This window comes from Nocardia sp. NPDC051787 (assembly GCF_040681325.1).
GTDB lineage: Bacteria > Actinomycetota > Actinomycetes > Mycobacteriales > Mycobacteriaceae > Nocardia.
Map to the genome: position 1 here is coordinate 29,691 of NZ_JBFAYO010000017.1, position 24,349 is coordinate 54,039.

Sequence of the window (24,349 nt, forward strand, 5' to 3'; positions counted from 1 at the left end):
CTACCGAATACTGGCGGGTAGAGGAGAGCGCGGACGGTGCGCCGGCTCGAGGCGGGCCACCTGTGATTTGTGGTATGGCACGTGCCCCGGGATCTCGGGGCATGCGCGGCGGCGGGTGGGTCCGTACTCTTCTGGACAGCGTCGGGCTTTACTCCGCTGCGCTGTCCGAGGGGTGCAGTCGCAGGGCTATGGAGTTGATGCAGTAACGCTTGTCGGTGGGCGTGTTGTACCCCTCGCCCTCGAACACGTGGCCGAGGTGGCTGTGGCAGTTCGCGCACAGCACTTCGACCCGGTGCATGCCGAGCGAGTCGTCCGACCGCAGGATCACCGCGTCGGACGCCGCCGGGTCGAAGAAGGACGGCCAGCCGCAATGCGAGTCGAACTTCTCCGTGCTGCGGAACAGCTCCGCGCCGCAGGCCCGGCAGGCGTAAATGCCTTCGGTCTTGGTGTCGGTGTACTCGCCGGTGAACGGGCGTTCGGTGGCGGCCTCGCGCAGCACCGCGTATTCCGCCGGATTCAGCTTCGACCGCCATTGCTGCGGCGAAAGCTGGATCCGCGGTGCGGGCAGGGACGTGTCGGCTTCGGAACTCATGGCTCCACGCTAATACGACTCTGCTCCACCGGTGCCGAACCGTTTTGTGGCCTGGGGGTTTCCGTCGCGAAGGCGGCGTCGGGTGCGGCAAGGGCCTGCTGCGGCTCGTCGCCGCGCGGGTCCGGTGCCGAACGCATCCACGCGGGATCGATCCCGAACGGCAGCCGGCCTTCCCGCCGCGCCGCCAGATAACGGTCGCCCAGCACGCAGAACACGACGATCAGCAGCAGACCCCAGCCGAAGGTGATGCGCAGATACTCCAGGTTGCGCCCGATGTGCTGCCAGCGGTCCGACAGCCACTTGTCGTAGCTCATGAAGCCGAAGATCGCCAGCCAGGCAGGCCAGTTGCGCAGCACCGAATTGCGCAGCACCACCGTCATCAGGAACGGGAACAGCATCATCGAGTAGTACATCTGCCCGAGCGAGCTGAGCAGGAACGACGCCGTCAGCAGCACGCCGGAGGAGGTGCAGACGAAGAACAACTCGTCCTCGCGGTAGTAGCGGTACAGCAGCCACAGCGACAGCAGCACGAGCACGCCGAGCACCACGCGCATGCCCCAGGTCAGCCACGGCGGCAGGCCGTAGTACTCGCCGTTGCCGACGATCGCGCTGTTGAAGTAGTCGCGGGATTCGAAGAGGTACGGGAAGGTGCGGGTGAAGAACCTCTCCGGGTCCTTCGACAGCGGCCAGGCGATCGCGGTCAGCGCCACCGGCACCCCGAGGGCCGTGATGAACACCTGCCACTGGCCACGCGCCAGCGCGATCAAGAGCAAGGGGGCCAGCGTCGGCTTCACCGCGATACTCAACCCGAGCGCGGCGCCCGCCCACAGATCTCGCCGTTGCAGCAGTAGATGGATGAAGACCAGCTCCGCCAGCAGCACACAGCCGTTGACGTTGGTGAACACCAGCGTGTTGATCACGGTCTCGGACATGAACATCGCCAGCAGCAGCGCGGGCGCGGCCACCGAGTTCAGCGTGTACCGGAACAGCCGTAGCAGCAGGTACCACGCGATGAGTATCGCGATCGCGTTCAGCGCGATGAACAGCCAGCGCGACTTCTCGTAGTCGATGGCGGCGATCGGCGCGATGAGCAGGGTGCCGCTCGGCGGGTACAGGTAGTGCGGGTCGACCGAGTCGAAGTTCGCGGTGTAGACCGGCCTGCCGTTGAGGAAGTCGAGGGATGCCTGGTAGACCGGCCTGTAGTCGTCGGTGATGAAGCCGTTGACAGCCTTGATGAAGACCCGGTTCAGCACGGTCATGACCGCGAGGGGCCAGAGTGCGAACTTGATCACCTCGGCGGTGGTACGAGCGGTCCGGGGCTCGAGCTGTCGAAGGAACACTGGGGCACGGTACACCGGATCGGTTACCGGTGGTTGCCGGGACCTGTCCAACGCGCCGCTCGAGCGGCCCAGCGCAGCGCCGTTCAGGCCGGGCAGGCGGTACCGTCAGCGGGGAGTTTGCCGTCTTTCAGATAGTCGAGCAGCGCCCGCTGCGCGCAGCTGGAGTGGGTCGACACCGGATGGCCGAAGCCTTGCCAGGTGAGTGCCGCGTGCCGAGCGCCTGCCGCCCCCAGCGCGCCGGTCACCGACGACTGACCGCCGTTGCCGACCACCGGATCCGCGACTCCGCCGAGTACGAGCACCGGGATGCCGAGCTTTTCCGGCAGCGGCGGCGCGGTCGACACGGGCCAGGCCGCGCATTCCATCAGCGCGATCGCCGCCGCTTTGCCGAAGATCGGATACTTGCCTCCCCAGGCGCCGGCGAGCTCGGTGGCTTTGCCCGGAGTCGGCGGCTGCTGGGTATCGGTGCACCGGTTGACGAACTGTCCGTCGCTCTCGGTAGCGGTCGACTCGCGCGCTATCACGGTGCTCAGCGGCCCGCGCTCGCCGCGTCCGGCCGCGGCGAGCGCGTCCGACAGCTCACCGATCCGGTTGGCCTGGTCGGCGCGCGGGCTGCCCAGGAAGCCCGACAGCGCGGTGATCAGCGCGTTCGCCGAGATGTCGCCGAGCCCGCCGGACCCGGCCCGGTTCACCAGATCGGTGACCGCAGCGCGCGGGTCGGCGCCGAGCGAGCAGCCGATGCCGACGCAGCGCTGCGCGAACGCGGTCAGCGCGGCCTCGGCGCCCTGCACGGCCTGCTCCGCGCGGGTGACCGCGTCCATGCCGACCGGTTCGGGAGAGTCGAGCACCAGCCGGGCGAGGTGGTCGCCGTACTTGCGGGCGTAGCTGAGCGCGACCTTCGCGCCGTTGCCGGTGCCGAGCAGCGTGATGTGCTCGACCTGCCACTGCCTGCGCAACTGCTCGATGTCGTCGGCGGCGTGCGGTGCGTCGAACGTCCCCTCGTAGGGCTGCAGGAAGTCCCGGCATGCGATGGTGCCGTCCTGGCTCAGGGTGGTCATCCTGGCCACCGGATCGCCGGGACCAGGGCCGAATTGGGCGTTGTCGGCCAGGCCGCGGCGGATCTCCGGCGGCAGGCAGTCGATCGGCTGGGAGCTGCCGATACCGCGCCGGTCCACCGCGACGATCGGGCGGGCGGCCAGCAACGCGGCAGCCGGACCCGCGGCGAGCGCGGCGAGGGTGGCGGCCGAGGACCGGTCCGAGCCGGAGGTCAGCACCAGTGGCGGCACGTCGGCCGGAGTCTGCGCCAGACGGGCCCGCATCGCCCCGGCGCGGAAGTTGCCGAGCACCGCGCCCGCCGCGTCGATGGGAGTCGAGAATTCGGCACAGTCGAGCACCAGCCCAGCGGGCGCGGGGCCGAGCCCGAGCAGGTCCAGGGTCGGCTGGGTGCAGTCGCGCCAGCTGAGGTCGGTCTTGGGCAGCTCGGCGTTCGGCGGCGCCTGCGGCGCGGCGGAGGTCGTGGCGTTACCCGCGACGGGCGGGCGCTGTACCGCGACACCGGGACGATCCGACGGTCCCGCGCCGCAACCGGCGGTGACGATCGAGAGGGTGGCGGCAAGCACGGCGGCCCGAGTCCAGCGCATTGCTACAGCCTGCCAGGTTCCGGCGCCTGTTTCATCGACGGGCCCACCGGGTGAGCATGGTGCCGTCGTCGTCGAGCAGCACGTGCGTGCGCGTCATGCGGGTGCGGAACTCATGCGCGGACAGCGAGATTCGTCGGGCCGTGCCGCCGACCAGCAGCGGCGCGGTGGTGAGGCAGAGCTCGTCGACCACGTCGGCCGCGAGCAGTTCCCCGAACAATTGCGGGCCGCCCTCGGTCAGCACACGCAGCAGGCCGCGCTCGCCGAGTGCGCGCAGCAGGCCGTGCGGTGTCACCGCGATGTCGCCCGCCTCGATCACCTCGGCGCCGGCGTCGGCCAGTCGCCGTTTGCGGTCGGCGGGCGCGGCGGCCGTCGTGATGATCAGCGGCGGCACCCGGGTGTCGGTGAGCAGCCGCGCGTCCGGCTCGAGCACCGCGCTGGCGGTGACCACCGCGATCGGCGGCGGCGCGCCGTCGGGATGCCCGCCGATGCCGCGTTCGTGGAACGCGCGGCGGCGCCCGGGATCGGTGCGTGCTCCGCCGTAATTCTCCGCGCGTGCGGTGCCCGCGCCGACCACGATCACGTCGGCCAGCTCGCGCAACAACAGGAAGACCATCTTGTCGGCGGGCGTGCCGAGCCCCTCGGAGAGATTCCCGCTGGTCGCGGCGCCGTCGATGCTGGAGACGAAATTGGCGCGGACCCAAGGCACGTCGAGCCGGGGCGGGAAGGCGTACAACTGCGCGAGGTCGTCCGGGCTCAGCCCTGTGAGCTGGATCGCATTGTGGCTACGCTGCATGAAACTAGATCACACCACGTCTTTAGGCTTCGTCCATGCAAGAACGCCTCGTCGATCGCAACCCGGAGGTTCCGGCCGATCAGCTCGTCGCCCAGATGGTGCCCCCGCCCATGTTCGACGAGGTGAGTTTCGCCTCCTACATCCCCGACCCGAAGGAACCGAGCCAAGCGGCCGCGGTCCGCAAGGCCGAGGAGTTCGCCGGGCAGGTCGCCGCGATCGGCAAGGCCGCGCGGCGCAAGAGCCTGTTCGGCAAGAAGAAGCAGGTCAGCGGCGCTGGTTTGTATCTGGACGGCGGGTTCGGCGTGGGCAAGACCCACCTGCTGGCCTCGATCTTCCACAGCTCGCCCGCGCCCAAGTCCTTCGGCACGTTCGGCGAGCTGACCAACCTGGTGGGCGCGCTCGGCTTCGCCAACGCGCTGGAGCGGCTCTCCGGCAACAGCGTGCTGTGCATCGACGAGTTCGAGCTCGACGATCCGGGTGACACCATGCTGGTCTCGCGTCTGCTGACCGAACTGTCCGCGGCCGGGGTGTCCATCGCCGCCACGTCCAATACCCTCCCCGGCCAGCTGGGCGAAGGACGTTTCGCCGCACAGGACTTCCTGCGCGAGATCAAGAAACTCGGGTCGATCTTCGAGGCGGTGCGCGTCGACGGGCCGGACTACCGCCACCGCGATCTGCCGCCCGCACCGGAACCCACCTCGCCGGAGGTGCTGGCCGAGCGCGCCGCGGCCACACCAGGCTCCACGCTCGACGAATTCGACGCGCTGCTGAAGCACCTCAGCACGCTGCACCCGTCGAAGTACGGCACGTTGATCTCCGGGGTGTCGTCGGTATTCATCTCGAACGTGCACCCGGTCGTCGATCAGGCCGTGGCCTTGCGCATCGTGGTGCTGGCCGACCGGCTCTACGACGCGAGCGTCCCGGTCACGGTGTCCGGCGCGAAGCTCGACGAGATCTTCTCCGCGGAGATGCTCGAGGGCGGCTACCGCAAGAAGTACCTGCGCGCGATCTCGCGCCTGCTCGCGCTGTCGCGATTCGAGGTCGCGGCCTAGGCCGCTGTCCCGTATGGCCCATCGTTTTCGTGCCCCGGTCGCCATGGCGGCTGGTCTGGCGGTCGCGTTCGGGCCGGTAACCGGTGTCACGCTCGCCGATCCACCAGTGGCTCCCGCGATCTCGGCCGATCGCTCGTTGGCTCTGCAAGGGTGCAGAACGCCCGCGACATCGGCGGCTACCGCACGACCGACGGCCGGACCGTGCGCACCGGCCTGGTGTACCGAACCGGGCAGTTGAACAACGCGACCGCGGCGGATCTGGCCGGGTTGACCGACCGCCGGGTGCGCTCCGTCTACGACCTGCGGACTGTCTACGAGCGCGCGCTCGGCCCGGACCGCGTCCCGGCGGGCGCCACGGCGAATTGGGCCGACGTGATCGGCCAGGCGCCGCCTGAGGTCCTGGCCCCAACGCTCACCGGCGGCGACGGGCTCTACCGCGCGTTCATCACCGCGCCGGGCGCGAACGAGGCGTTCGCCTCGGTGCTGCGGTCCGTGATCGACACCGATGGGGCGCTGCTGTTCCACTGCACCGCGGGCAAAGATCGCACCGGTTGGGCAGCAGTCGTCCTGCTCACCGTGCTCGGCGTCGATCGCGCCACGGTCACCGAGGACTACCTGCTGTCCAACCGGTACCGCAACGCGCGCGACGACGACCCGCTCAACGGAGTCCAGCAGTCCTGGCTCGACGCCGCCTTCGACCAAGCGAACCAGACCTACGGCAGTTTCGCGGGCTATGTCCGCGAAGGGCTGAAACTCACCGGCGCCGAAATCGCCGCACTGAGGGCCGAGTTGCTGGCCTGAGCGTCCAGCCGGGTCCCGGACGAATGTCCACTTCGGCCGTGCCGCGCACTACGATCCCGGCATGACGAGGTTCGAGACGTGGGACGGCCTGGAGCTCGAGTACCGGGTGTGGGAGGGCGAAGGCGTCCCGGTCGTGCTGCAACACGGCGTGGTCGCGGACACCAATGCGAACTGGATGAGCACCGGCGTGGTCGGCGCATTGCGGTCCGCCGGACACACCGTGGTGTCCTTGGACGCGCGCGGCCACGGTCGCTCGGACAAACCGCACGAGCCGGAGCGCTACTCCTGGCACGGGATGGCGCGTGACGTGCGCGCGCTCTACGACGAGCTCGGCTTCGACGAAGTAGCCCAGGTCGGGTATTCGATGGGCGGGGTGATCTCGCTGCTGGTCGCCGCGGCCGACGAACGGGTGCGGCGCCTGGCGGTCGGCGGCATCGGCTCGGGCGTGCTCGACTGCGGCGGTGTCGACCGCCGGGTCATCGATCTGCCCGATCTACAGGCCGCGATGCGCGGCGACGGCGCGGGCGCCTCCCGGACGGCGATGATGTTCCGGGTGCTCGCCGACGCCGTGCACGCCGATCTGGACGCGATTCACGCTCTGGCGACCGGCCTGGATGACCGCCCGATCGAGGACCTGTCGAACGTCACCGTGCCCACGCTGGTGCTGGCGGGCGACAACGACCCGTTCGCCGCCGAACCCGAACGACTCGCCGAGGCCCTGCCGAACGGCACCTCGGCCGTGGTGCCCGGCGATCACTTGATGGCGGTGCTGGCCCCCGCCTTCCACACCGTGCTCGTCGACTTCCTGCGGTGAGCCCCGGGCTAGAAGACCAGACGCATCACGTGGTCGTGGTGCACCTGGTTGCCGACCGTGAACGTCCTGGTGCCGACGACGGTGAAACCGTGTTTGGTGTAAAAGCGCTGCGCACGGACGTTTTCCTGGTTGACGCCCAGCCAGACCCCTGGATAACCCTCGGCCCGGGCCCACTCCAGGGCCGCCTGCATGAGCGCGGTGGACACCCCGCTGCCGTGATGGCCCGGCAACACGTACATCTTGCTGATCTCGACCGCCGGGCGCAGGCCGATCGCTTCGGCCACCGCCGCGTCGCCGGGGTCGCCCGCCACCAGCATCGCGTAGCCGACGATGTCGTCGCCCGCGCGGGCTTTGAGCACGATCCGCGCCGGATCGCTCAGGTATTCGCCGAAGCGTTCGCCCGACAGCACGTCGGTGACGAAGATTTCGATGTCATCGGGCGTCGCACCCGGAGGACACGCGAGCGGAAAGGTCGCGGCCGCAACATCACTGAGGGCCTCCGCGTCCCACAGCCCGGCCCGGTCGACGGTGACTGGGAGGTTGCTCATGTCTTCATCAGAGCACACCTTCCGCGGCGGGCATACGAGGACTATTACCGAGACGGGCAAGAGGAACGCTCGGGTAGTCCGATCTCGGGTCCAGCCGCGGCGGCGCCGTGGCGGGAACAGGTCCGCGCCGCTTGCGGCGATCGACAACGGCGATCGGACGGATGGGCCGGACACGCGGGCTGGCCGTGAGCGGTGACCGGTGTCACCATCGAAGGGCCGCACCAACACTCGCGAACGCAGGGGGATCGATCGGATGAGAGAACTGCCAGCGGATTTCTTTCGCGCGCCGTACGCCTTCTATGAGCAGTTGCGTGCCGAGGGCCCGGTCCACCTGATCCGGTTGCGTACCGGAGTACGCGCCTGGCTCGTCGTCGACTACGACGCCGCCAAGGACGTCCTGCGCCATCCCGACGTCCGCAAGGACCCGCACACCGCGGCGGGCGCCCGCGCGCGTCAGGCGTCGGCGGGCCGGAGCGGCGTCACCGCGGCCAACCAGCGTCTGAGCCACCATCTGCTCAACGCCGACCCGCCGCGGCATTCGCGGCTGCGCAAACTGGTCGGCCCCGCTTTCGCGCCCGCGCGGATGGAGGCTCTCGCGTCTCGGGTCGCGGCGATCGCGGACGATTTGCTCGACGCGATCGATCGAACCGCGGGCGCTACCGGGCAGGTGGACCTGCTCGCGGAGTACGCCTTTCCCCTGCCGATCACGGTGATCTGCGAACTGCTCGGCGTGCCCGTCGAGGACCGCGCACGGTTCCGGGATTGGTCGGCGGCTGTGGTGGACACGCCGATGTCGACACCGGAAGGGATGCGCAGCGCCACCGACGCCATTGTCGACTACTTCGACGGCCTCGTCGCCCGGCGTCGCGCGGAAGGGCTGGGCGAGGATCTGATCTCGCAGTTGCTGCCGGCCAGCGACGAAGGGGACCGCCTCAGCTACGACGAGCTGATCTCCATGGCGTTCCTCATCCTGGTCGCCGGTCACGAGACCACGGTCAACCTGATCGGCAACACCGTGCTCGAACTGCTGACCGATCCACCCCGGTACCGCGCCCTGCACGACGACCCGGCCGGCGTCCCGGCGTTGGTGGAGGAGATGCTGCGCTACAACGGACCGGTCAACGTGGTGACCCTGCGCTACACCACCGCCGCGGTCGCGCTGGGTGGCAGCGTGATCCCCGAAGGGGAGTTGGTGCTCGTCGCGGTCGCCTCGGCAAACCGCGACGAACGGCACTTCGCCGCGCCCGCGACGTTCGATCCGGACCGCGCGCCGAACGGTCATCTGGCCTTCGGCCACGGCATCCACTACTGCCTCGGCGCCGGACTTGCCAGGCTCGAGGCCCGCGTCGCGCTGACCAGGCTGGTGCGCAGGTACCCGCTGCTGCGGCTGGCCGCCGATGACGCGGACCTGCGGTGGCGGGAGAGCATCCTGATCCGCGGTCTGCTCGAGCTTCCCGTCGTCCCGGCGAGTGCGCCGGCAATACGCTGAGGAGCCGTTTCGGTCGGCCGACTTTGCTGTGCGGCGCTGGCGACGTAGTCTCCTGCGCATGACAAGCGGAAGCCGCATCGGGATTGTTGGTGCGGGTATCGCAGGTCTCGCCTGCGCGAAAGTGCTGAAACAGGAGGGTTTTCCGGTCGAGGTCTTCGACCGCGCACCCGATGTCGGTGGCGTGTGGAGCGCGACCAGGCGGTACCCGGGGCTGCGGGCGCAGAACTCCAAGGAGACGTATCACTTCTCCGACTTCCCGATGCCCGCGGACTATCCGCGCGTCCTCGACGGTCAGCAGATGCAGGCGTACCTGGCCGCTTACGCCGAGCACTTCGGGCTGACCGAGCATCTGCGGTTGCGGACCGAGGTCGTCGCCGCCGATCCGGTGGACAGCGGGTGGTTGCTGGAAATTCGCGATGAAAGTGGTGTGCACCGGACGTCCTGCGACCACCTGGTGATCGCCAACGGCGTGTTCAGCGAACCCGCGATGCCGGATTACCGCGGCGCCGACTGGTTCCGCGCGGCGGGCGGCCGGCTGTGCCACTCCTCGGAGTTCCTCGATCTGGAATCGGTGCGGGGCAAGTCGGTCGTCGTCGTGGGCTACGGCAAGTCCGCCTGCGACATCGCCACCGCCGTGAGCGAGGTCGCGGCATCCACCTCGGTGGTGGCCCGGCGGCTGTTCTGGAAGATGCCGCGCAAACTGGCCCGGGTGATCGATTACGAACGGCTGATGCTGACCCGCTTCGGCGAGGCGCACTTCCACTACCTGCGGCCGGGCTGGACGGACCGGTTCCTGGACGGGCCGGGCGAATCGGTGCGGATCAGCAACTTCGATCTGATTCAGGAACTGGCCACCAAGCGCCTGCGGCTGCGCGAACTCGGCCTGGTGCCCAGCGGCCGATTCGAGGAGATCGCCGAGAGCACCATCAGCCTGGCCACCGAGGGTTTCTTCGAGCAGGTCGCAGGCGGTCGCATCGTGGTGCACCGCGACACGACGATCACCGAGCTGGGCGGCGGTCCGAAGGCCGCGCCCGCGGTGCGCCTGTCCACGGGCCAAGTGCTCCAAGCCGATGTCGTCGTGTGCGCTACCGGTTTCCATCAGCGCGTCCCGTTCCTGACGCCGTACGTGCAGCGCCGGTTGACCGACGAGCACGGCAACTTCCGCCTGCACCGGCAGATCCTCCCGCTGGAGGTCCCGAATCTGACCTTCGCCGGCTACAACTCGTCGGTGATCAGCACGGTCGGCGCCGAAGTCGCGGCGCACTGGACCGCCGCGCTGCTCACCGGCCGAGTGAACCTGCCGCCGGCCGAGACATTGAACGAGCAGATCGACGCCCGCCTGCGCTGGATGGAGGACCGCACGCACGGCCATCACGCGCACGGCACCGCGGTCATCCCGTTCTCCATCCAGAACATCGATGAGATGCTCGCCGACCTGAAGTACCGTCTTCCGCTGCGCACCCGCGCGAGCCAGTGGTTGCGCCGGATCAAGCCCGAGTCCTACCGCGGACTCGCGACCCGGCGAAAGCCCGGCGCCGGACCCACGATGCCTCCGGCAGCCCCGAGGGATACCGAACTGCTTCCGTACGACGGCGACAGCGGCCGGGTCAGCCACTAGGGACTTGCGGCCATTCGTGCACACAGTGCAGGAATAGTGTGATCTCGTCGCCCGGAAGTCGCGCATGGCCGGTGGCCGGGCAACCAGACCATCGAGAACGGGCATCCGTGGCGTCTTCGATGACCGGCATTGCCCTGCCACGCAATGTCAAGGATCAGTCCTTGTCTTGGCGATAATCCAAGGGTGGAAGCGCTGGACATGAACCTGCTCGTCGCCCTCGACGCGCTGCTGGACACCAACAGTGTCACTCTCGCCGCGCAGCGTCTACACACCTCGCCGCCCGCGATGAGCCGGACGCTGGCTCGGCTGCGTGTCGTGCTCGACGATCCCTTGCTCGTGCGGGCGGGCCGCGCGCTGGTGCCGACGCCACGCGCGCTGGAATTGCGCTACGAAGTCAGCACTCTGGTCGAACAGGGGCGTGCGCTGCTCACCCCGCGCGACGACCTCGATCCGGCGGCGCTGCGCCGGACCTTCGCGATACAGGCGGGCGACCTGGTGGTCACCGAACTCGCCGCGCCGCTGCTGGCCGCCGCGCGGGCACAGGCGCCGGGCGTGACCCTGCGCTTCGTGCCCGACACCCTCGAGGGCACCGCCGCGCTGCGCGACGGACGCGTCGATCTCGAGGTCGGCGTGATCGACCACACCGACCCGGAGACCACGGTGCGCAGAGTGCTCGCCGACCGGGTGATCGGCGTGGCCGCCGCAGACCATCCCCTGGTCACCGACCGCGTCACCGTCGCCTCGTACGCGGGCTCCCGGCATCTGAGCATTTCGCGCGACGGACGCGCGCACGGCCCGATCGATGACCGGCTCGCCTTGCACGGCCGTACCCGGCGTGTCGTGGCGACCGTCCCGACGCTGACCAGCGCGCTGTTCGCGGTGCGTGGCAGCGATCTGGTCTGCTCGGCGCCCGCCATGCTGAGCGCCGCCACGCTGCCTGCGATCGGATTGGGCGCGTTCGAGATTCCGCTGCCGCTGCCGGAGATCGCCATCGGGCTGGCCTGGCATCCGCGCAACACCGCCGACCGGGGGCACCGTTGGCTCCGCGATCTCGTGCAGGAAATCCTGCTGCGCTCGGCAGCTGCGGCGCATCCGCCGAAACGGCGGAGCAAGGTCGCTCAGGAGGTCGGAGGCGGACTGGAGAGCCGGTAGTCGGCCGGCCTGCGCTGCGCGTCGCCGCGCTCGGACTGATATCCGTTCGGAGTCGGTTCGCCCGCTGGTGGACCGAAGATGTCGGAGCGGCCGAGCGGGGCCGCCGCCGTGCGCTTGAGTTCGTCGAGCATGGCCTGCAGCTTGTCGACGTGGGTGTTCTCGACCGGCGTGCGCTCTTCCTCGGTGGCGTGGCGCGCGCCGGTGAGACTCGCGACGGGGGTGTCGGGAGCCGTTCCGTTCCGGGAACTGCTGTGGTCCGCGCCCGGATCGGCGCTGGCGGGGGAGGCGACAATGCTTTCGAACGCGGCGTTTTCGTGCTGCGAGTACGAGGCCGACGACCCGATAGGGCGCGCGGTCGGCGTGGAGAAGGACGCGGGTTCATGCGACGGCGGTGTGGTAAAGCGCGAGGCCGGCTCATGTGCAGGGGGAGCGGTGAAGTTCGATGTCTGCTCGCGTGGCGCGGGCGGGGTGAAGTCCTGCCCGGACATGTCCTTCGGTTCCAGCGCGGTCATGGCGGGTTCACGGGGCGGGGTGAAGCCCGTCCGCGCAGAGGAATACGGCTCCGGGGCGGCGTGCACCGGTTCCCGGGGCAGGTCCGGTGGTCGCGTGCCGTTCCGGGAGCCCGCGGGTTCCCGGGAATCGCTCTTCCGTGCGGCGGGTGCCGATTCCCCGGCCTGGCGCTCCGGCCGGCCTGCATTCGGGCGGACCGCTCCGCCCCGGGGTAACCGGGCCGCGCCGAGGTCATTCGGTGGGGCGCTGGACTCCAGGCGTTCCACCCGTGCGTCGATGCCGGAAATATCCCGTCCGGCCTGCAAGGCCCAAGCCTCCAGTTTGGCCAACCGAGCCTCGATGGTTTGTTCGCCGGGCACGGCCGGCGTGCCGTCGATACGGGCCGCTACCGCGTCCAGCTTCTCGCTGACCTCTCGGAGAGTCGACGCGATACTCGACAACATCGCGCCGATCGACTCGCCGGTCTGCTGACCGTGCTCCATCCAGTACCCTCTTCCCCGTATCGGCCCAGCTCGCACTCGGCCGGACGATTCTATCCGCCCAGTTGGACATCCGCGGCTCGCGAAGAATCGGCGATACTCCGATCCGTTGACCTGATCGAATCAGCGTAGGCCCACGGGTTTACGTCCCCGCACGCGGAGTGCGCGCCGATCCGGTTTGTCCCCACTTGTGTCACCGACGCGAACGGACGTGTCGCGGATGGCGGCAACTATCAATTCCCGATCCCGAGTGGCCGGAGAGGCCGCATGGCATGATGAAAACCCTTGTGCCGCAGAAGACCAGCGCCGATCGCCTCATAAGCATCAGGTGTGGCGCACCCGACCGCGGGGTACACGGGACTGGCAAGGTGAGCAAGTCTGACGCACTCTTGATCTATGGCGTGGGTCGCCAGGCCTGCGGTGGTTTGTGCAGGGAGTGGTCGCGTGAGAACGAAGCAGCGGGCGGAGATCGCCTGCGGGCGCCGAGCGCTTCTCGCCGAGTTGGGTATCGGGGACGGTTCCGGCCGGGTGCGCGGGTCGTCGAACGGCTACGCCTGCGAGTGTCCGGACTGTTCCGCCGCGCAGTGGGATATGCAGCGGTTGAAGTACTGGCTGTGCGGCAGGCTCCTGGCCTACGGCGCCGACGAGGCGGAAGTGGATCGGCGCATCGGAACACTGCCCGTGGACGTCTATTGGCGCAAGGGCGATCGGGTGTACGCGATCGAGGTCCGCAGCGGGCCGTTGGAGCGTGGACTCGCTCAGGAGCACACCGCACGGTTGCGCGCCGCGGGCTGCACGGACGTGCTCTGGCTGTGCCCGCCCGGTTACTGGGTGCCGTATCTGCACGCGCTGGGCATCGCGGACTTCGCCCCCGTCACCTGCGATTACCGCGCGGTCACTGGTGTGCTGGACACCGAGCACGCGATGGCGGCGCCCCGGCGCGAGCCGGTCGAGCTGCGTGAGTTCCTCGCGGGCTGGGTGCGCGGCGAGTTCGTCTGGGGTTATCGGGACGAGAGGACAGGAGGCTGGGCCACCGTGACCGACTGGGAATACCACACGAGAACGCAGGCGACGGTGATCGCCCGGCAGCGCCAAGAGCTGGTCAATCAGCGCACCACGCTGGCCATGGCCCGGAAGTCGTTGCGGGACAAGCAGAAGCACGTGGTGAAGCTCACCACAAGACTCGAACGCGCGGAGGTCGCGGTGCAGGATCAGGCCGAGACCTTGGCCGCCGCCCAGCGCACCATCGCCGACCATGACCGGCTGGACAAGGCGCTGCGCAACACCATCGCCAACCTGGAGCAGTCCATCGAGCGCTGGCAGCTGATCACGGTCTGCGCGATGCTGCTGATCGTCACGTTCCTGGCGGCGGCGATGGTGGTGCGCTGAGCCGGAACGGAGCTCGGTCCCACCGCCACTCGTTGCGCAGCACCAGCGCGAGGAAGTCCACCAGATCCAGGCCGGTCTTCGCGCGCACCTCGCACAGCGCGGCCCAGTGCACCGGCCCGCGCTCGACCAGGTTGCCCAGCATCCGTTCGCTCGCCGCCTCGACCCGGCGCGCGCGCAGTTCCGGGACGCCGATGCGGCTGCCCGTCCAGACCAGCCAGCCCCAGCCGTTGGCGTGCGCGTACGCACGGCTCGCGGCCGCCTTCACCCGGTTGACGTGGAATCCGAGGTGGCCGAGCGGCTCGACGTCGACGAGGATCATCCGGCCGTCGGTCAGCCGGGCGACGAGGCTCGGACAGTGCGACCGCTCGGCGCCATCGAGTTCGTAGGTAACTGCCGCTGGATGCTCCTGGAACGTCTCGACCAGGTCGCTCGCGTTGAGAATCCACAGCAACCTGGCCTCCAGGCCGGAGTCGAACGGCACGTCGCGGCCGACCTTGTCCAGGTAGAAGCGCCCGCGTCCGTCGTCGTCGCTGTCCACCGTGCGCGCGGAGGCGGCGGGAATCGCGGCCGCGGAACCGGCACCGGGCCAATCGACCTGATCCAACCACGGATTCAGCTGGCCGGTGGCCCGCGGCTGCGCGTCCTGCAGTTTGGCCAGGCGCCGGTTGGTCTTCTTCTGCCAGGCCGCGATGCGCTGGGTGACGAATCCGGCGATCCGCTTCGCGTCCTCGGCCGCATGCCCGGCCAGCCGCAGCTTCAAGTACGACAGTTCGGTGGCGGCGATGTCGGTGTCGGTCGCGTACGTCTCCACCAGCAGCGCGCGCACCAGCTGCCGGTCGCGCGCGTCGAGCGGATATCGTGCGCGCAGCACCGCGGCGGCGCGGTGCCCGGATTGCTCCGCCATCCGGACCATTTGGCCCACCGCCTTGGTGTGCAGTTGCCGTACGCGGTCGCGGGACAGGTCGTAGCGGGCGCCGATGCGCGCCAGCGTTTCGGGCCGCTCGCCGCCGATCCCCAACCGAGCCGTCAGCAGTTCGCCGTCCTTGGCCTTGCGATCGGCCCGCATCGCGATCAGCTCGGCGAGCACCTCATTGACCTCTTCGAGGTCGAAGGAGATATCGTCGCGCAGGTCGAGCGACTCGGGATCAGCGTCGTCATCCGGCGTGACCTCTACGCTGATCGTCACGCGACAACCCCCTGACTCGGCTCCGGCACTGTGCGCCACAGCGTATCCCCGCCCACCGACAGCCGAACTCCACCGTGTGCCCGATGTACGCAGGTTGGTCACGAGAACAAGAAAGCCCCGGTGAAAACCGGGCTGACCTGCTATTTCCGTGGTGCGCGATACTGGGATTGAACCAGTGACCTCTTCCGTGTCAGTTATGGTATCGCGCTCAACCTGAGGAAATCCGAACAACTCCGTTCAACTAGAAATAGCACTTTACCAGCGCAAACGTTGGGTTCGAGCAACTCCGAGCTACAGCGGAAAACTCCGGTGAAACTCTGCGTGTGTGTGCTGTGTGTGTATTCACGCGGGCAGCGCACCTACCCGCTGCGCGAGCTCGGGGCGCCGGTAGTGAGGTCGCGGCGTGCGGTGCGCAGCGGGTACACGTACCCGTAGCCTTGGGACATGGACCTTGGGGAACGGCTCCAATTCGTTCGGAAGCGTCGCGGGCTGACACAGCGAGAGCTTGCGGAGTCCTCCGGGGTGTCCCTGTCTCTGATTCGCAAGATCGAACAGGGGGAACGCGACGACACCCGAATGGACACCCTGCGCCGGTTCGCTGTAGCGCTAGGTTGCCCGTTGACGGTCCTACTCGGCCCCAATCCCGCACCGCCGGTAGGCAATGGCGGAGGCGAGCTGTGGACGCCGACACGCGAAGCTCTGGCGTCGATGCGCGACACGCCGACGGCGGCGGAACCGCTATCGGTGCGCGGCCGGGAAGCGGCTCTGTCGCACGCCACGAAGCTGTATCACGACAACGAATACGAACGGCTGGCCCGCGTCCTGCCGCGCCTTATAGACGACGCCAATTCGGCCCCGGCGCTGCTGTGGTCGCGCACGCTGCAACTGGCCGGTTCGGTGATGGTGCAGACTCGCCAGCCCGATTCGGCGCGCATCGCGCTGAACCAGTCCCTCACCGACGCCGAATCGACGGGCAACGTCCTGGACGCAGCGTCGGCGGTGATTACGCTGTGCTGGCTTTTGATTGTCGAACGGCAATTCGAGGCGGTGCGTCATCTGGCTACCCGGTGGGCCGACCGCGTGGAACCCCGGCTGTCCGTCGCGACGACGCGCGAGCTTTCGACCTGGGGATGGCTGTTGCTCCGAGCATCGGCGGCGGCGGTACGCGATAACCGGCCCGATGAGGCCGACGAGATGATGGGGCTTGCCGCTGCCGGGGCGGTCGCGGTGCGGCCCGAGTCCAGCCCCTATCACCAGTACTGGACGACGTTCGACGCGGCCACGGTGGCTATGAAGCGGGTAGAGAACGCCGTGGTGGATGACCGCCCGGACGTCGCGTTGCGCTTGGCCCGCGATATCCCGCCGGACCAGCGGCCGACGTCGGACAACCGGAACCGGCACATGATCGACGTATCGGCGGCCCACGTGGAGCTACGTCAGTACGACGCCGCTTTCGATGTGCTGGCGTCGCTGTCGCGTGATGCGCGGCCGTGGCTGGTCGAACAGCGCTCGGCGCGTGATCTGCTGGGCCGCATCATCCGCAAGCGTCGCACCCTCACGCCGGAAATGCGCGAACTAGCCGACTTGGTACAGCTCGAATATTAACGGCCACAATAGATATCGGATGTGGCACTTCCCCGGACGCGTCCGGAGAGTGCCATTGTCGGCGGCCTCCACCTGCTGTGACGCTCGGTACAGCCGCGCCGTCGGGTCGAACTCGATTCCCCGGCGGCGGGGCCTACCAACGGCATCAGGGGAAGGCGAGGAATGGACGACGCGCTCGGATGGGTAAACCCGTGCTCGCCGACAACGGAATGGGATACCGCGCAGGTGCGCCGGTTGGCGCGGCGGTTGGGGTACGCGCTGCGATGGGCGAACTCGGCCTCCGTACTCGGACTGGCCGAACAGGTCGAGGCGTCCGGGGCGCAGGTCGTCTTGCTGTCGTCCTCTGCGCACGTTGACCTCGTGACGCTGGACCGTTTGATGTCGGTTGCCGACGTCGAATGCGCTGCGCCGCGTGCGTCATTCGGCCGCTGGCCCGCACTCGGCGGGGTACAGCGATGAGCGCGACGCAAGCCGCTCTTGTGTTCGTGATCGCGCTACCGCTGGCCGTCGTCGTCGCAATGATCTTCTGGCCGTCCGACTACGACGACTGAATTAGCGGCGGCGGCAAATGAGCGGAACCCTTACGCGCTGGCGCGCTTCTGTTCGAGAATCCGACGGTAAGCAGCGGTTCCCGGCGTTCGAGACCAAGGCCGAGGCAACTGCCGAACGCGACCGCATCGCCTCCGAACTGCACACCGGTACGTATATCGACAACCGAAAGTCGGCCGCGCTGTTCTCCGAGATGGCCGAGACGTGGACGGCGTCGCTCATACGCAAGGCAGAGTCCACCCGTGAGAACTACGGGAGCATCTTGGGCAATCACGTGTTGCCGTACTGGGGTGGTAGGGAGCTGGGCGCCATCACGCATGGCGACGTCGTGAAGTGGGTCGGCGACATCACGCCGAAGATGGCTCCAGCCACCGTGCACCGTTGCTACCAGGTTCTCGCCGGTGTCCTTCACCTTGCTGTGCGCGACGGCCGGATGCGCGCGAACCCCGCTCGCGACGTCGAGTTGCCGAAGATCGAGGACGAGGAAAAGCACTACCTCGATCACGCCGAAGTCGCGCGGCTCGCTGCTGCCGCCGATTACCTCTACAGCCTGCGGAGAAACCGGAAGCGCGTCGGGCGCGACCGCTCGGCCGAACTCGACCTCGAAAGCGACGACGGCCGCGTGCCGATCGTCCCGGAAGCCGCTCCGTTGCCGGACGGGCTCGCCATCCGGTTCATGGCCTACACCGGTCTGCGCATCGGCGAGTTCTCTGCGCTGCGCGTGAAAAATCTCGATCTCGATGCCCTGCACGTGCGGGTGTTCGAGGCGTACACCGACGTCAAGGGCAAGTTGGTGTTGGGTCTGCCCAAGGGGGACAAGAAGCGAACTCTCGATCTCGTGCCCGACTTGGTCGATGAACTCCGCGCGCACGTCAAGGACAAGCCCGCCGCCGCGCTGGTCTTCACCGCCGCGACTGGCGGACCGATCCGGCGGACCAACTGGAACAGGCGGGTGTTGCACCCCGCCGCGAAGCTGGCCGGACTGTATCTCGATGACGACGGCGAAACCGAACTCACCGCGCACGACTTGCGGCACACGTTCGCGAGCCTGTGCGCGTCGGCGGGTATCTCGTCGCGGTATATCGCCGAGTGGATGGGCCACGCATCCACGGCGATCACGGAATCGGTCTACATCGACCTGTTCCCGAAGGACCTCGAGGCGCACGCCGCGCTACTCGGCGCGGCCATGTCGAATGGCTCGAAGTAGCTCCGAGTTGCTCCCGCTAGCCCGGAGTTACTCAACCTCGTGTGTGCTGAGTGTGTGTTCGGAGGCTGAAAAACAGAAGAGGCACCCTCTGAGTTTCCTCAGAAAGTGCCTCTGACCTGGTACTACGGTGGTGCGCGATACTGGGATTGAACCAGTGACCTCTTCCGTGTCAGGGAAGCGCTCTCCCGCTGAGCTAATCGCGCGAGGTGGAGACGGGAATCGAACCCGTGTGCACGGCTTTGCAGGCCGTTGCCTCACCACTCGGCCACTCCACCGCGCAAGGGGGAAAGGCGTATCAATGTTGCCTGGCCCTACCTCTCGAGCGGATGACGGGATTCGAACCCGCGACCCTCACCTTGGCAAGGTGATGCGCTACCAGCTGCGCTACATCCGCATTTTGCATCTCGGCGGCTCGTTTCCGGCCTCCGTGGTGCGAGACAGAACATTAGCGGACGCCAGGTGAAAGGTACAAATCCGCTGGTAGAACGCGGGAAATCCAGAACGTTGCACGCTGTGACGCCGGGGGCCCATGGGGTTGGTGGGGGAATGGATGCTTCTGTGGGGAGTCGTCGGGTCCGGCCGGCCGGTGCCGACTGCGTTCGTGGGGGCGCTGGTGCGTCTTCCGACGGCTCTTCCGCGTCCAGGGGCCCGGTCTCTGTCCCGGTGGCGATTTGGTGAACCGCCGGTGGCGCGTGCTAATGTTTCGTCTCGTCCGGAGGGCACCCCGCCCGCCCCACCGGGCACATGTCAGGTCTCATAGCTCAGCGGGAGAGCGTCCGCCTCACACGCGGAAGGTCGCTGGTTCGATCCCAGCTGGGACCACTCGATTGGCGAGACCGGTGCAGTGTATGCCCGGTCTTCTCTTTTCTCCTGGCCTCCAGGGGCGTGACCGCCGAGGCCGACCAATAGGCAGTTGCGTCAACCGGTCTTATGCTTCACTGTGACCTGGGTCACAGTTTGGTAGCGGTTGCGATCAGTGCGACCCGAAACCTTTCCAGGTGCTTTGCGAAGTCTTTACTATCAGTCCGAGCTCTGCGTCACGGGTCGCACCTCCTGAACCGAGGAACGTCCCGGGCTTCGCCCGCTGCTCGATTTCGATGCCAAGAACATGTTCGACCGATGAACCGGGTGTGGACCCGGCGAAGGAGAGATATGTCCACCGACACCGATCCCGCATCACGGACGTTGCCGCACGCAGGCACGGTCGATCGACCGGCTGGAAGCGGCCGCGACGATCCATCCGTCTCCATGGTTATTCCGCATGTCGCCCTTCAGGTTTCGCTCGACTTCATGGGGACTGTCGGTGCCGCACGTCGACGGACTCCTCGGTGGCTGAACAATCCAGGCCGGCCGGCCGCACTCGGGCCGCACCGCGGTCGCCGCAGAGTGGTGTGCGTCGCTTCAGCTGCGTCGCAACCTCTTTCACTCTCCGCATGCATGACGTGCTCATCGTGTGCAATGCCGTCGTCGTCAGCAGCCCGCGAAACCCGTTCATGGTCCGCGGCATTAACCGGCTGCCGCCGGATCCGGGGCGGTGGATCCGCTGGGCGTGGTCAACGCCGAGTGCAACTGGCGAGGCCGCGCACGCATCCAGCCGTGGGCCTGGGGATTCGGGATGACGTCGGCCGGCGGTCTCCCGCTGGCACGCGCGATCGAGATCATGGTGGGCGGAATCGCCCAGGTTGCAGCGGTTGTCGACCCATGAGCCAGATCACGTTCTGTGTGGTGGGTCACTGTCATGGCAACCAGCGACCAGTGGGGAACAACACACAATCTGCCCACTTTCTCAGCCTTTGCTAAGTCTTTACTAATACACTTGTCCTCGTTTACATCTCGACTCATCGCTGTGTCGGGACTGCTTCACCGCGAGATGCCGGTTCGCGGTCTTGTGCCCTGCTGGACATGTTGATCGTCAACCGACCTCGGCGAAACAGCCGAGTCGGCGAAGGAGAGTCATGGCTATCGACCAGGATTTGGCCCCGCCCCTGTCACCGCCCGCAGCGACGGGCCCGGACCGCAAGCCCGGACCATTACCCGACCGCGTCACGGACATCCTCCGCCACGATCTGCCCGCCTCGATCGTGGTTTTCCTTGTCGCGCTCCCGCTTTCGCTCGGCATCGCGGTCGCCTCCGGAGCCCCGGTCGCCGCGGGGCTGATCGCCGCCGTGATCGGTGGCATCGTGGCCGGGCTGCTCGGCGGTTCGGTCCTGCAAGTGAGCGGCCCCGCCGCGGGCCTCACCGTCGTAGTGGCCGAGACGATCGACCAATTCGGTTGGCGAACAACTTGTTTCATCATCTGCGCCGCCGGTGTGCTGCAGATCCTGTTCGGGCTGAGTCGCGTTGCCAGGGCCGCACTGGCAGTGGCGCCGGTGGTGGTCCACGCGATGCTCGCCGGTATCGGCATCACCATCGCCCTGCAGCAGGTCCATGTGCTGCTCGGCGGTTCCTCGCACAGCTCCGCCTGGCGGAACATCATCGAGCTGCCCGGGCAGCTGACCTCGCTCCACGGCGGGGGCGCGTTCATCGGCGCGGTCGTGATCGCGATCATGGTCGGCTGGAAGTACATGCCCGCCAAAGTCCGCCTGGTTCCAGGCCCCCTGGTCGCGGTCCTCGCGGGCACCGGGCTCTCCCTGGCACTGCCGACCGACGCCGAGCGCCTCGTGCTGAACGGCTCGCTGTTCGACGCGATCGGCCTGCCCGCGCTGCCCAGCGGCGACTGGTCGGCCCTTGCGCTCGCGATCCTCACCATCGCGCTGATCGCCAGCGTGGAGAGCCTGCTGTCCGCGGTGGCCGTGGACAAGATGCACACGCGCAAGCGAACGAACTTCGACCGCGAGCTGATCGGCCAGGGCTCGGCCAACGTCCTGTCCGGCCTGCTCGGCGGCCTGCCGGTCACCGGCGTGATCGTGCGCAGTGCGACGAACGTGCAGGCGGGCGCGCACAGCCGGGCCTCCGCGGTGCTGCACGGCGTCTGGATTCTGGTGTTCTCGGTGGCGCTGGTCTCCGTGGTAGAGCAGATTCCGAAGGCCGCGCTTGCCGGTCTGCTCATCGTGATCGGCACCCAGCTGGTCAAGCTGGCCCACATCAAACTGGCCCGGCGTACCGGTGATCTGCTGGTGTACGCGGTCACGGTGCTCGGCGTGGTGTTCCTGAACCTGCTCGAGGGCGTGCTGATCGGTCTCGGGCTGGCCTTCGGCCTGCTGCTGTGGCGGGTGGTCCGGGTGGCGATCAAGGGCGAGCCGGTCGCAGGCACCGGACGCTGGCTGGTCACCATCGACGGCTCGGCCACGTTCCTCGCGCTGCCGAAGCTCTCGGCGCAGTTCGCGAAGATCCCCGCGGGAGCCGACGTCACGGTGGAGATGACGGTCGACTTCCTCGATCACGCCGCCTTCGAGGCCATCGAGGAGTTCGCGCGGCAGCAGGAGAACCAGGGCGGCAGCGTCGACTTCGTGGAGATCGGCGGCGCCAGGATGGCGCACGCCACGGCGAAGCCGCCCGCGCGGAGCTTCGCCCGATCGGTCTGGGACGACGTCCTGGGTCCATGGCGCCACGGCGAGGAGCACGACAACCCGGTCGCCGCGGGCGTCGCGGCCTACCACCGCAGTCACGCGCACGTCGTCCGGCCGCACCTGGACGAGCTGCGCGACAAGCAGGACCCGGATTCGTTCTTCCTGACCTGTGCGGATTCGCGGATCGTGCCGAACATCATCACCAACAGCGGGCCCGGCGACCTGTTCACCGTGCGCAACGTGGGCAATCTGGTGCCCGTCGAGGGTGACGCGTCGGTCGAGGCCGCGCTGGTGTTCGCGTTGGAGAAGCTGAACGTCCGATCGGTAGTGGTGTGCGGGCACTCGTCGTGTGGAGCCATGGCGGCGCTGCACTCCGGGGCCGAGGTCCCCGGTGTGGACGCCTGGCTCACGCACGCCCGGCCGAGCCTGGAGCGGTTCCGTGCGGGCCATCCGGTCGCGGTGGCGGCGCAGGAGGCCGGGTTCGGGGAGGTCGACCAGCTCGGCATGGTGAATGTCGCGATGCAGTTGGAGACGCTGGGGCGGCACCCTGCGGTCCGCAAGGCGGTCGCCGAGCGCGGTGTCACGGTGTCGGGTCTGTTCTTCGACATCGCCAGTGCCCGGGTCGTCGAGGTGACCGTGAACGGGATCGCGCACATCGATGACGCGGGACGCCAGCCCGCGGCCGAACTCGTGTGATCGACGAGGCGAGTGATCCCGCCCTGGGACGTCGCCCGGGAGGGATCGTCGTATCCGGTCGGGTGGGAGGAGCGGATTTCCGGGTGCCGGATTGCTCGTACCCTGGGGACGTGACCGCAGATCTGGAAACGAGCTCGACCGATCGGCCGACCGGCTGGCGTGCCTTCCGAGCCGGGCTCGCGCGACGACCTACGCTGTATCTCACCTACCGGATCGGGGTCGCGGTGGTCGGTATCGCCGTGCTCGCGGTCGGCGTCCTCGCGATCCCGTATCCCGGCCCCGGCTGGGCGATCGTGTTCGCCGGGCTCGGCATACTCGCTACCGAATTCGCTTGGGCACGTAGGGCTTTGGGGTGGTTGCGCGACCGGTACCGGCAGGGCATGGCCTGGTATTCGGCCCGGGGTCCGGCCATGCGGGTGTTCGCCGCGGCAGGCACCGCCGCGCTGGTCGTCGCAACGCTGTGGGTATTGGGAACGTTCGGGATCGTGGGTAGTTGGATCGGAGTCGAATGGGAATGGTTGCGCAGCCCCCTGCAGTGGTGACCACCGTCCCGGGGCGGATGCTCACCCGACCCGAGTGGCTGGCCGAGCGTATCGCGGAAATGGGTCACTCGTGGGGGACAACGTCGCCGCGCATCGCGGGCACGCTGTGGTGGTGCATGGTCGCCTCCGCGCTGGTGGAGCAGATCGCGCGGGCGTACGCGCAGCAAGAACCGGCCCCCGAGGCCGCACTGGACCGGCTGGATTGTGCAGTGCGCCCGGACGGCGGCATCGAGCGGGTGCGCATCCTCGCCGCGGGCGGCGCGCCGGTCGGCTGCGTGGCGGCCCTGCGCGACACGCTCGCCACCGTGATCCCGCCGGTTGCCGAGGTGTCCGGGGCGGGAGTCCCCGCACTGTGGGCGATCGCCGCCGACGCAATCGGCAATCGTGCGCTGGACGCCGGTTCGCCGGACGCGGGCGCGCGGCTGGCCGCCGAGATCGGCGGCAAACTTCCGGCACCGCGGTTCGTCGAGATCGGCGGACGCACCTTCGTCCGGCGCATCTCCTGCTGCCTGGTCTTCGAGGTCCCCGGCTGCCAGATGTGCACCAGCTGCCCCAAACGACCAGCCGCCGAACGCAACGCGCTGCTCGCGGACCTTGCCGCCGAAAGCTGAGGAAATAAGAAATAGCGTGAAGGCCGTGCCGACGCGACATCTGATTTCGTGCGCACATGGGTAACTCGCCGGGCACGCCCAGAACTCGAGCGGTACCCGACGCAGGACCTGAACGTGAATTCCCCTCACCTGACTGGTACGGCCTGAAGGCCCGGAGAGGCAGAGGAGCGGAGCACAGTAGCATGGTCGCGCCGGAGCGAACACGCGATCGGCCACCATTCAGCGGG

General features: G+C 68.2%; 21 protein-coding genes, 4 tRNA genes and 1 pseudogene. 16 read left to right on the top strand and 10 right to left on the bottom strand.

Going from position 1 to position 24,349, the window contains the following annotated elements; all coding sequences use genetic code 11:
* Positions 1-148 precede the first annotated feature (148 nt).
* The 4 genes from msrB to AB0M45_RS19375 form a co-directional block, all read right to left on the bottom strand.
* Positions 149-592, bottom strand: coding sequence for a peptide-methionine (R)-S-oxide reductase MsrB (gene msrB / locus AB0M45_RS19360; protein WP_364330575.1), 444 nt, complete (start codon positions 590-592; stop codon positions 149-151).
* On the bottom strand, positions 589-1,947 hold the full coding sequence (locus AB0M45_RS19365; RefSeq protein ID WP_364330578.1) for a glycosyltransferase family 87 protein: 1,359 nt from the start codon (positions 1,945-1,947) through the stop codon (positions 589-591). Before AB0M45_RS19365 ends, msrB begins: the two co-directional genes overlap by 4 nt.
* A 68-nt stretch (positions 1,948-2,015) precedes the next feature.
* Positions 2,016-3,572, bottom strand: a complete 1,557-nt coding sequence (locus AB0M45_RS19370; RefSeq protein WP_364330581.1) for an alpha/beta hydrolase — start codon at positions 3,570-3,572, stop codon at positions 2,016-2,018.
* A gap of 31 nt (positions 3,573-3,603) precedes the next feature.
* The gene (locus tag AB0M45_RS19375) at positions 3,604-4,365 is read right to left on the bottom strand and encodes a pyrimidine reductase family protein (RefSeq protein WP_364330584.1); all 762 of its coding nucleotides are present in this window, start codon (positions 4,363-4,365) and stop codon (positions 3,604-3,606) included.
* 35 nt (positions 4,366-4,400) lie between these two features.
* Here AB0M45_RS19375 and zapE point away from each other — a divergent pair, with 35 nt between their 5' ends.
* From zapE to AB0M45_RS19390, 3 genes are all read left to right on the top strand, one after another.
* A complete protein-coding gene (gene zapE, locus AB0M45_RS19380; RefSeq protein WP_364330587.1) occupies positions 4,401-5,417 on the top strand; it encodes a cell division protein ZapE in 1,017 nt (338 codons plus the stop codon).
* Positions 5,418-5,567: 150 nt separating this feature from the next.
* Positions 5,568-6,218 (top strand): tyrosine-protein phosphatase, encoded by a 651-nt coding sequence (locus tag AB0M45_RS19385; RefSeq protein ID WP_364330590.1) that lies wholly within the window; start codon positions 5,568-5,570, stop codon positions 6,216-6,218.
* A 61-nt stretch (positions 6,219-6,279) separates the two neighbouring features.
* Positions 6,280-7,032: an alpha/beta hydrolase gene (locus AB0M45_RS19390; RefSeq protein WP_364330593.1), complete on the top strand. Its 753-nt coding sequence runs from the start codon at positions 6,280-6,282 to the stop codon at positions 7,030-7,032.
* A gap of 8 nt (positions 7,033-7,040) precedes the next feature.
* On the opposite strand, the gene AB0M45_RS19395 is transcribed toward AB0M45_RS19390, so the two are convergent.
* On the bottom strand, positions 7,041-7,580 hold the full coding sequence (locus tag AB0M45_RS19395) for a GNAT family N-acetyltransferase (protein ID WP_364330595.1): 540 nt from the start codon (positions 7,578-7,580) through the stop codon (positions 7,041-7,043).
* A 253-nt stretch (positions 7,581-7,833) separates the two neighbouring features.
* On the opposite strand from AB0M45_RS19395, the gene AB0M45_RS19400 reads away from it, so the two are divergent.
* The 3 genes from AB0M45_RS19400 (at position 7,834) to AB0M45_RS19410 (ending at position 11,839) form a co-directional block, all read left to right on the top strand.
* A complete protein-coding gene (locus tag AB0M45_RS19400; protein ID WP_364330598.1) occupies positions 7,834-9,069 on the top strand; it encodes a cytochrome P450 in 1,236 nt (411 codons plus the stop codon).
* A gap of 58 nt (positions 9,070-9,127) precedes the next feature.
* Positions 9,128-10,687, top strand: a complete 1,560-nt coding sequence (locus tag AB0M45_RS19405) for an NAD(P)/FAD-dependent oxidoreductase (RefSeq protein WP_364330601.1) — start codon at positions 9,128-9,130, stop codon at positions 10,685-10,687.
* Positions 10,688-10,879: 192 nt separating this feature from the next.
* On the top strand, positions 10,880-11,839 hold the full coding sequence (locus tag AB0M45_RS19410; RefSeq protein ID WP_364330933.1) for a LysR family transcriptional regulator: 960 nt from the start codon (positions 10,880-10,882) through the stop codon (positions 11,837-11,839).
* Here AB0M45_RS19410 and AB0M45_RS19415 read toward each other — a convergent pair.
* A complete protein-coding gene (locus AB0M45_RS19415; protein WP_364330603.1) occupies positions 11,806-12,831 on the bottom strand; it encodes a hypothetical protein in 1,026 nt (341 codons plus the stop codon). The genes AB0M45_RS19410 and AB0M45_RS19415 overlap by 34 nt on opposite strands.
* A gap of 441 nt (positions 12,832-13,272) precedes the next feature.
* On the opposite strand from AB0M45_RS19415, the gene AB0M45_RS19420 reads away from it, so the two are divergent.
* Positions 13,273-14,217, top strand: a complete 945-nt coding sequence (locus AB0M45_RS19420) for a hypothetical protein (protein WP_364330606.1) — start codon at positions 13,273-13,275, stop codon at positions 14,215-14,217.
* Here the strand turns inward: AB0M45_RS19420 and AB0M45_RS19425 are convergent.
* Complete coding sequence (locus AB0M45_RS19425) at positions 14,183-15,403, bottom strand: sigma factor-like helix-turn-helix DNA-binding protein (RefSeq protein ID WP_364330609.1); 1,221 nt, start codon at positions 15,401-15,403, stop codon at positions 14,183-14,185. The two genes, AB0M45_RS19420 and AB0M45_RS19425, sit on opposite strands and share 35 nt — an antisense overlap.
* Positions 15,404-15,847: 444 nt before the next feature.
* Between AB0M45_RS19425 and AB0M45_RS19430 the strand changes: the two are divergent.
* From AB0M45_RS19430 to AB0M45_RS19445, 4 genes and pseudogenes are all read left to right on the top strand, one after another.
* Positions 15,848-16,021, top strand: a pseudogene (locus AB0M45_RS19430) (helix-turn-helix transcriptional regulator); the annotation flags it as partial.
* A 90-nt stretch (positions 16,022-16,111) separates the two neighbouring features.
* Positions 16,112-17,008: a hypothetical protein gene (locus AB0M45_RS19435; RefSeq protein WP_364330962.1), complete on the top strand. Its 897-nt coding sequence runs from the start codon at positions 16,112-16,114 to the stop codon at positions 17,006-17,008.
* Between the two features lie 162 nt (positions 17,009-17,170).
* Complete coding sequence (locus AB0M45_RS19440; protein WP_364330612.1) at positions 17,171-17,467, top strand: hypothetical protein; 297 nt, start codon at positions 17,171-17,173, stop codon at positions 17,465-17,467.
* Positions 17,468-17,576: 109 nt separating this feature from the next.
* Positions 17,577-18,764 (top strand): tyrosine-type recombinase/integrase, encoded by a 1,188-nt coding sequence (locus AB0M45_RS19445; protein WP_364330615.1) that lies wholly within the window; start codon positions 17,577-17,579, stop codon positions 18,762-18,764.
* Between the two features lie 128 nt (positions 18,765-18,892).
* Here AB0M45_RS19445 and AB0M45_RS19450 read toward each other — a convergent pair.
* From AB0M45_RS19450 to AB0M45_RS19460, 3 genes are all read right to left on the bottom strand, one after another.
* Positions 18,893-18,967: transfer RNA gene (locus AB0M45_RS19450), tRNA-Val, on the bottom strand.
* Between the two features lies 1 nt (position 18,968).
* Positions 18,969-19,039 (bottom strand) — tRNA-Cys (locus AB0M45_RS19455).
* A gap of 46 nt (positions 19,040-19,085) precedes the next feature.
* Positions 19,086-19,158 (bottom strand) — tRNA-Gly (locus AB0M45_RS19460).
* 356 nt (positions 19,159-19,514) lie between these two features.
* Between AB0M45_RS19460 and AB0M45_RS19465 the strand changes: the two genes are divergently transcribed.
* From AB0M45_RS19465 to AB0M45_RS19485, 5 genes are all read left to right on the top strand, one after another.
* Positions 19,515-19,586 (top strand) — tRNA-Val (locus AB0M45_RS19465).
* Positions 19,587-20,298: 712 nt separating this feature from the next.
* On the top strand, positions 20,299-20,469 hold the full coding sequence (locus tag AB0M45_RS19470) for a hypothetical protein (RefSeq protein ID WP_364330617.1): 171 nt from the start codon (positions 20,299-20,301) through the stop codon (positions 20,467-20,469).
* 250 nt (positions 20,470-20,719) lie between these two features.
* A complete protein-coding gene (locus tag AB0M45_RS19475; RefSeq protein WP_364330620.1) occupies positions 20,720-22,969 on the top strand; it encodes a bifunctional SulP family inorganic anion transporter/carbonic anhydrase in 2,250 nt (749 codons plus the stop codon).
* Between the two features lie 110 nt (positions 22,970-23,079).
* Positions 23,080-23,511 carry a TIGR02611 family protein gene (locus AB0M45_RS19480; protein ID WP_364330623.1) on the top strand — a complete coding sequence of 144 codons (432 nt, stop codon included), beginning with the start codon at positions 23,080-23,082 and terminating at the stop codon, positions 23,509-23,511.
* A complete protein-coding gene (locus AB0M45_RS19485) occupies positions 23,508-24,122 on the top strand; it encodes a (2Fe-2S)-binding protein (protein ID WP_364330626.1) in 615 nt (204 codons plus the stop codon). Before AB0M45_RS19480 ends, AB0M45_RS19485 begins: the two co-directional genes overlap by 4 nt.
* Positions 24,123-24,349: the final 227 nt, after the last annotated feature.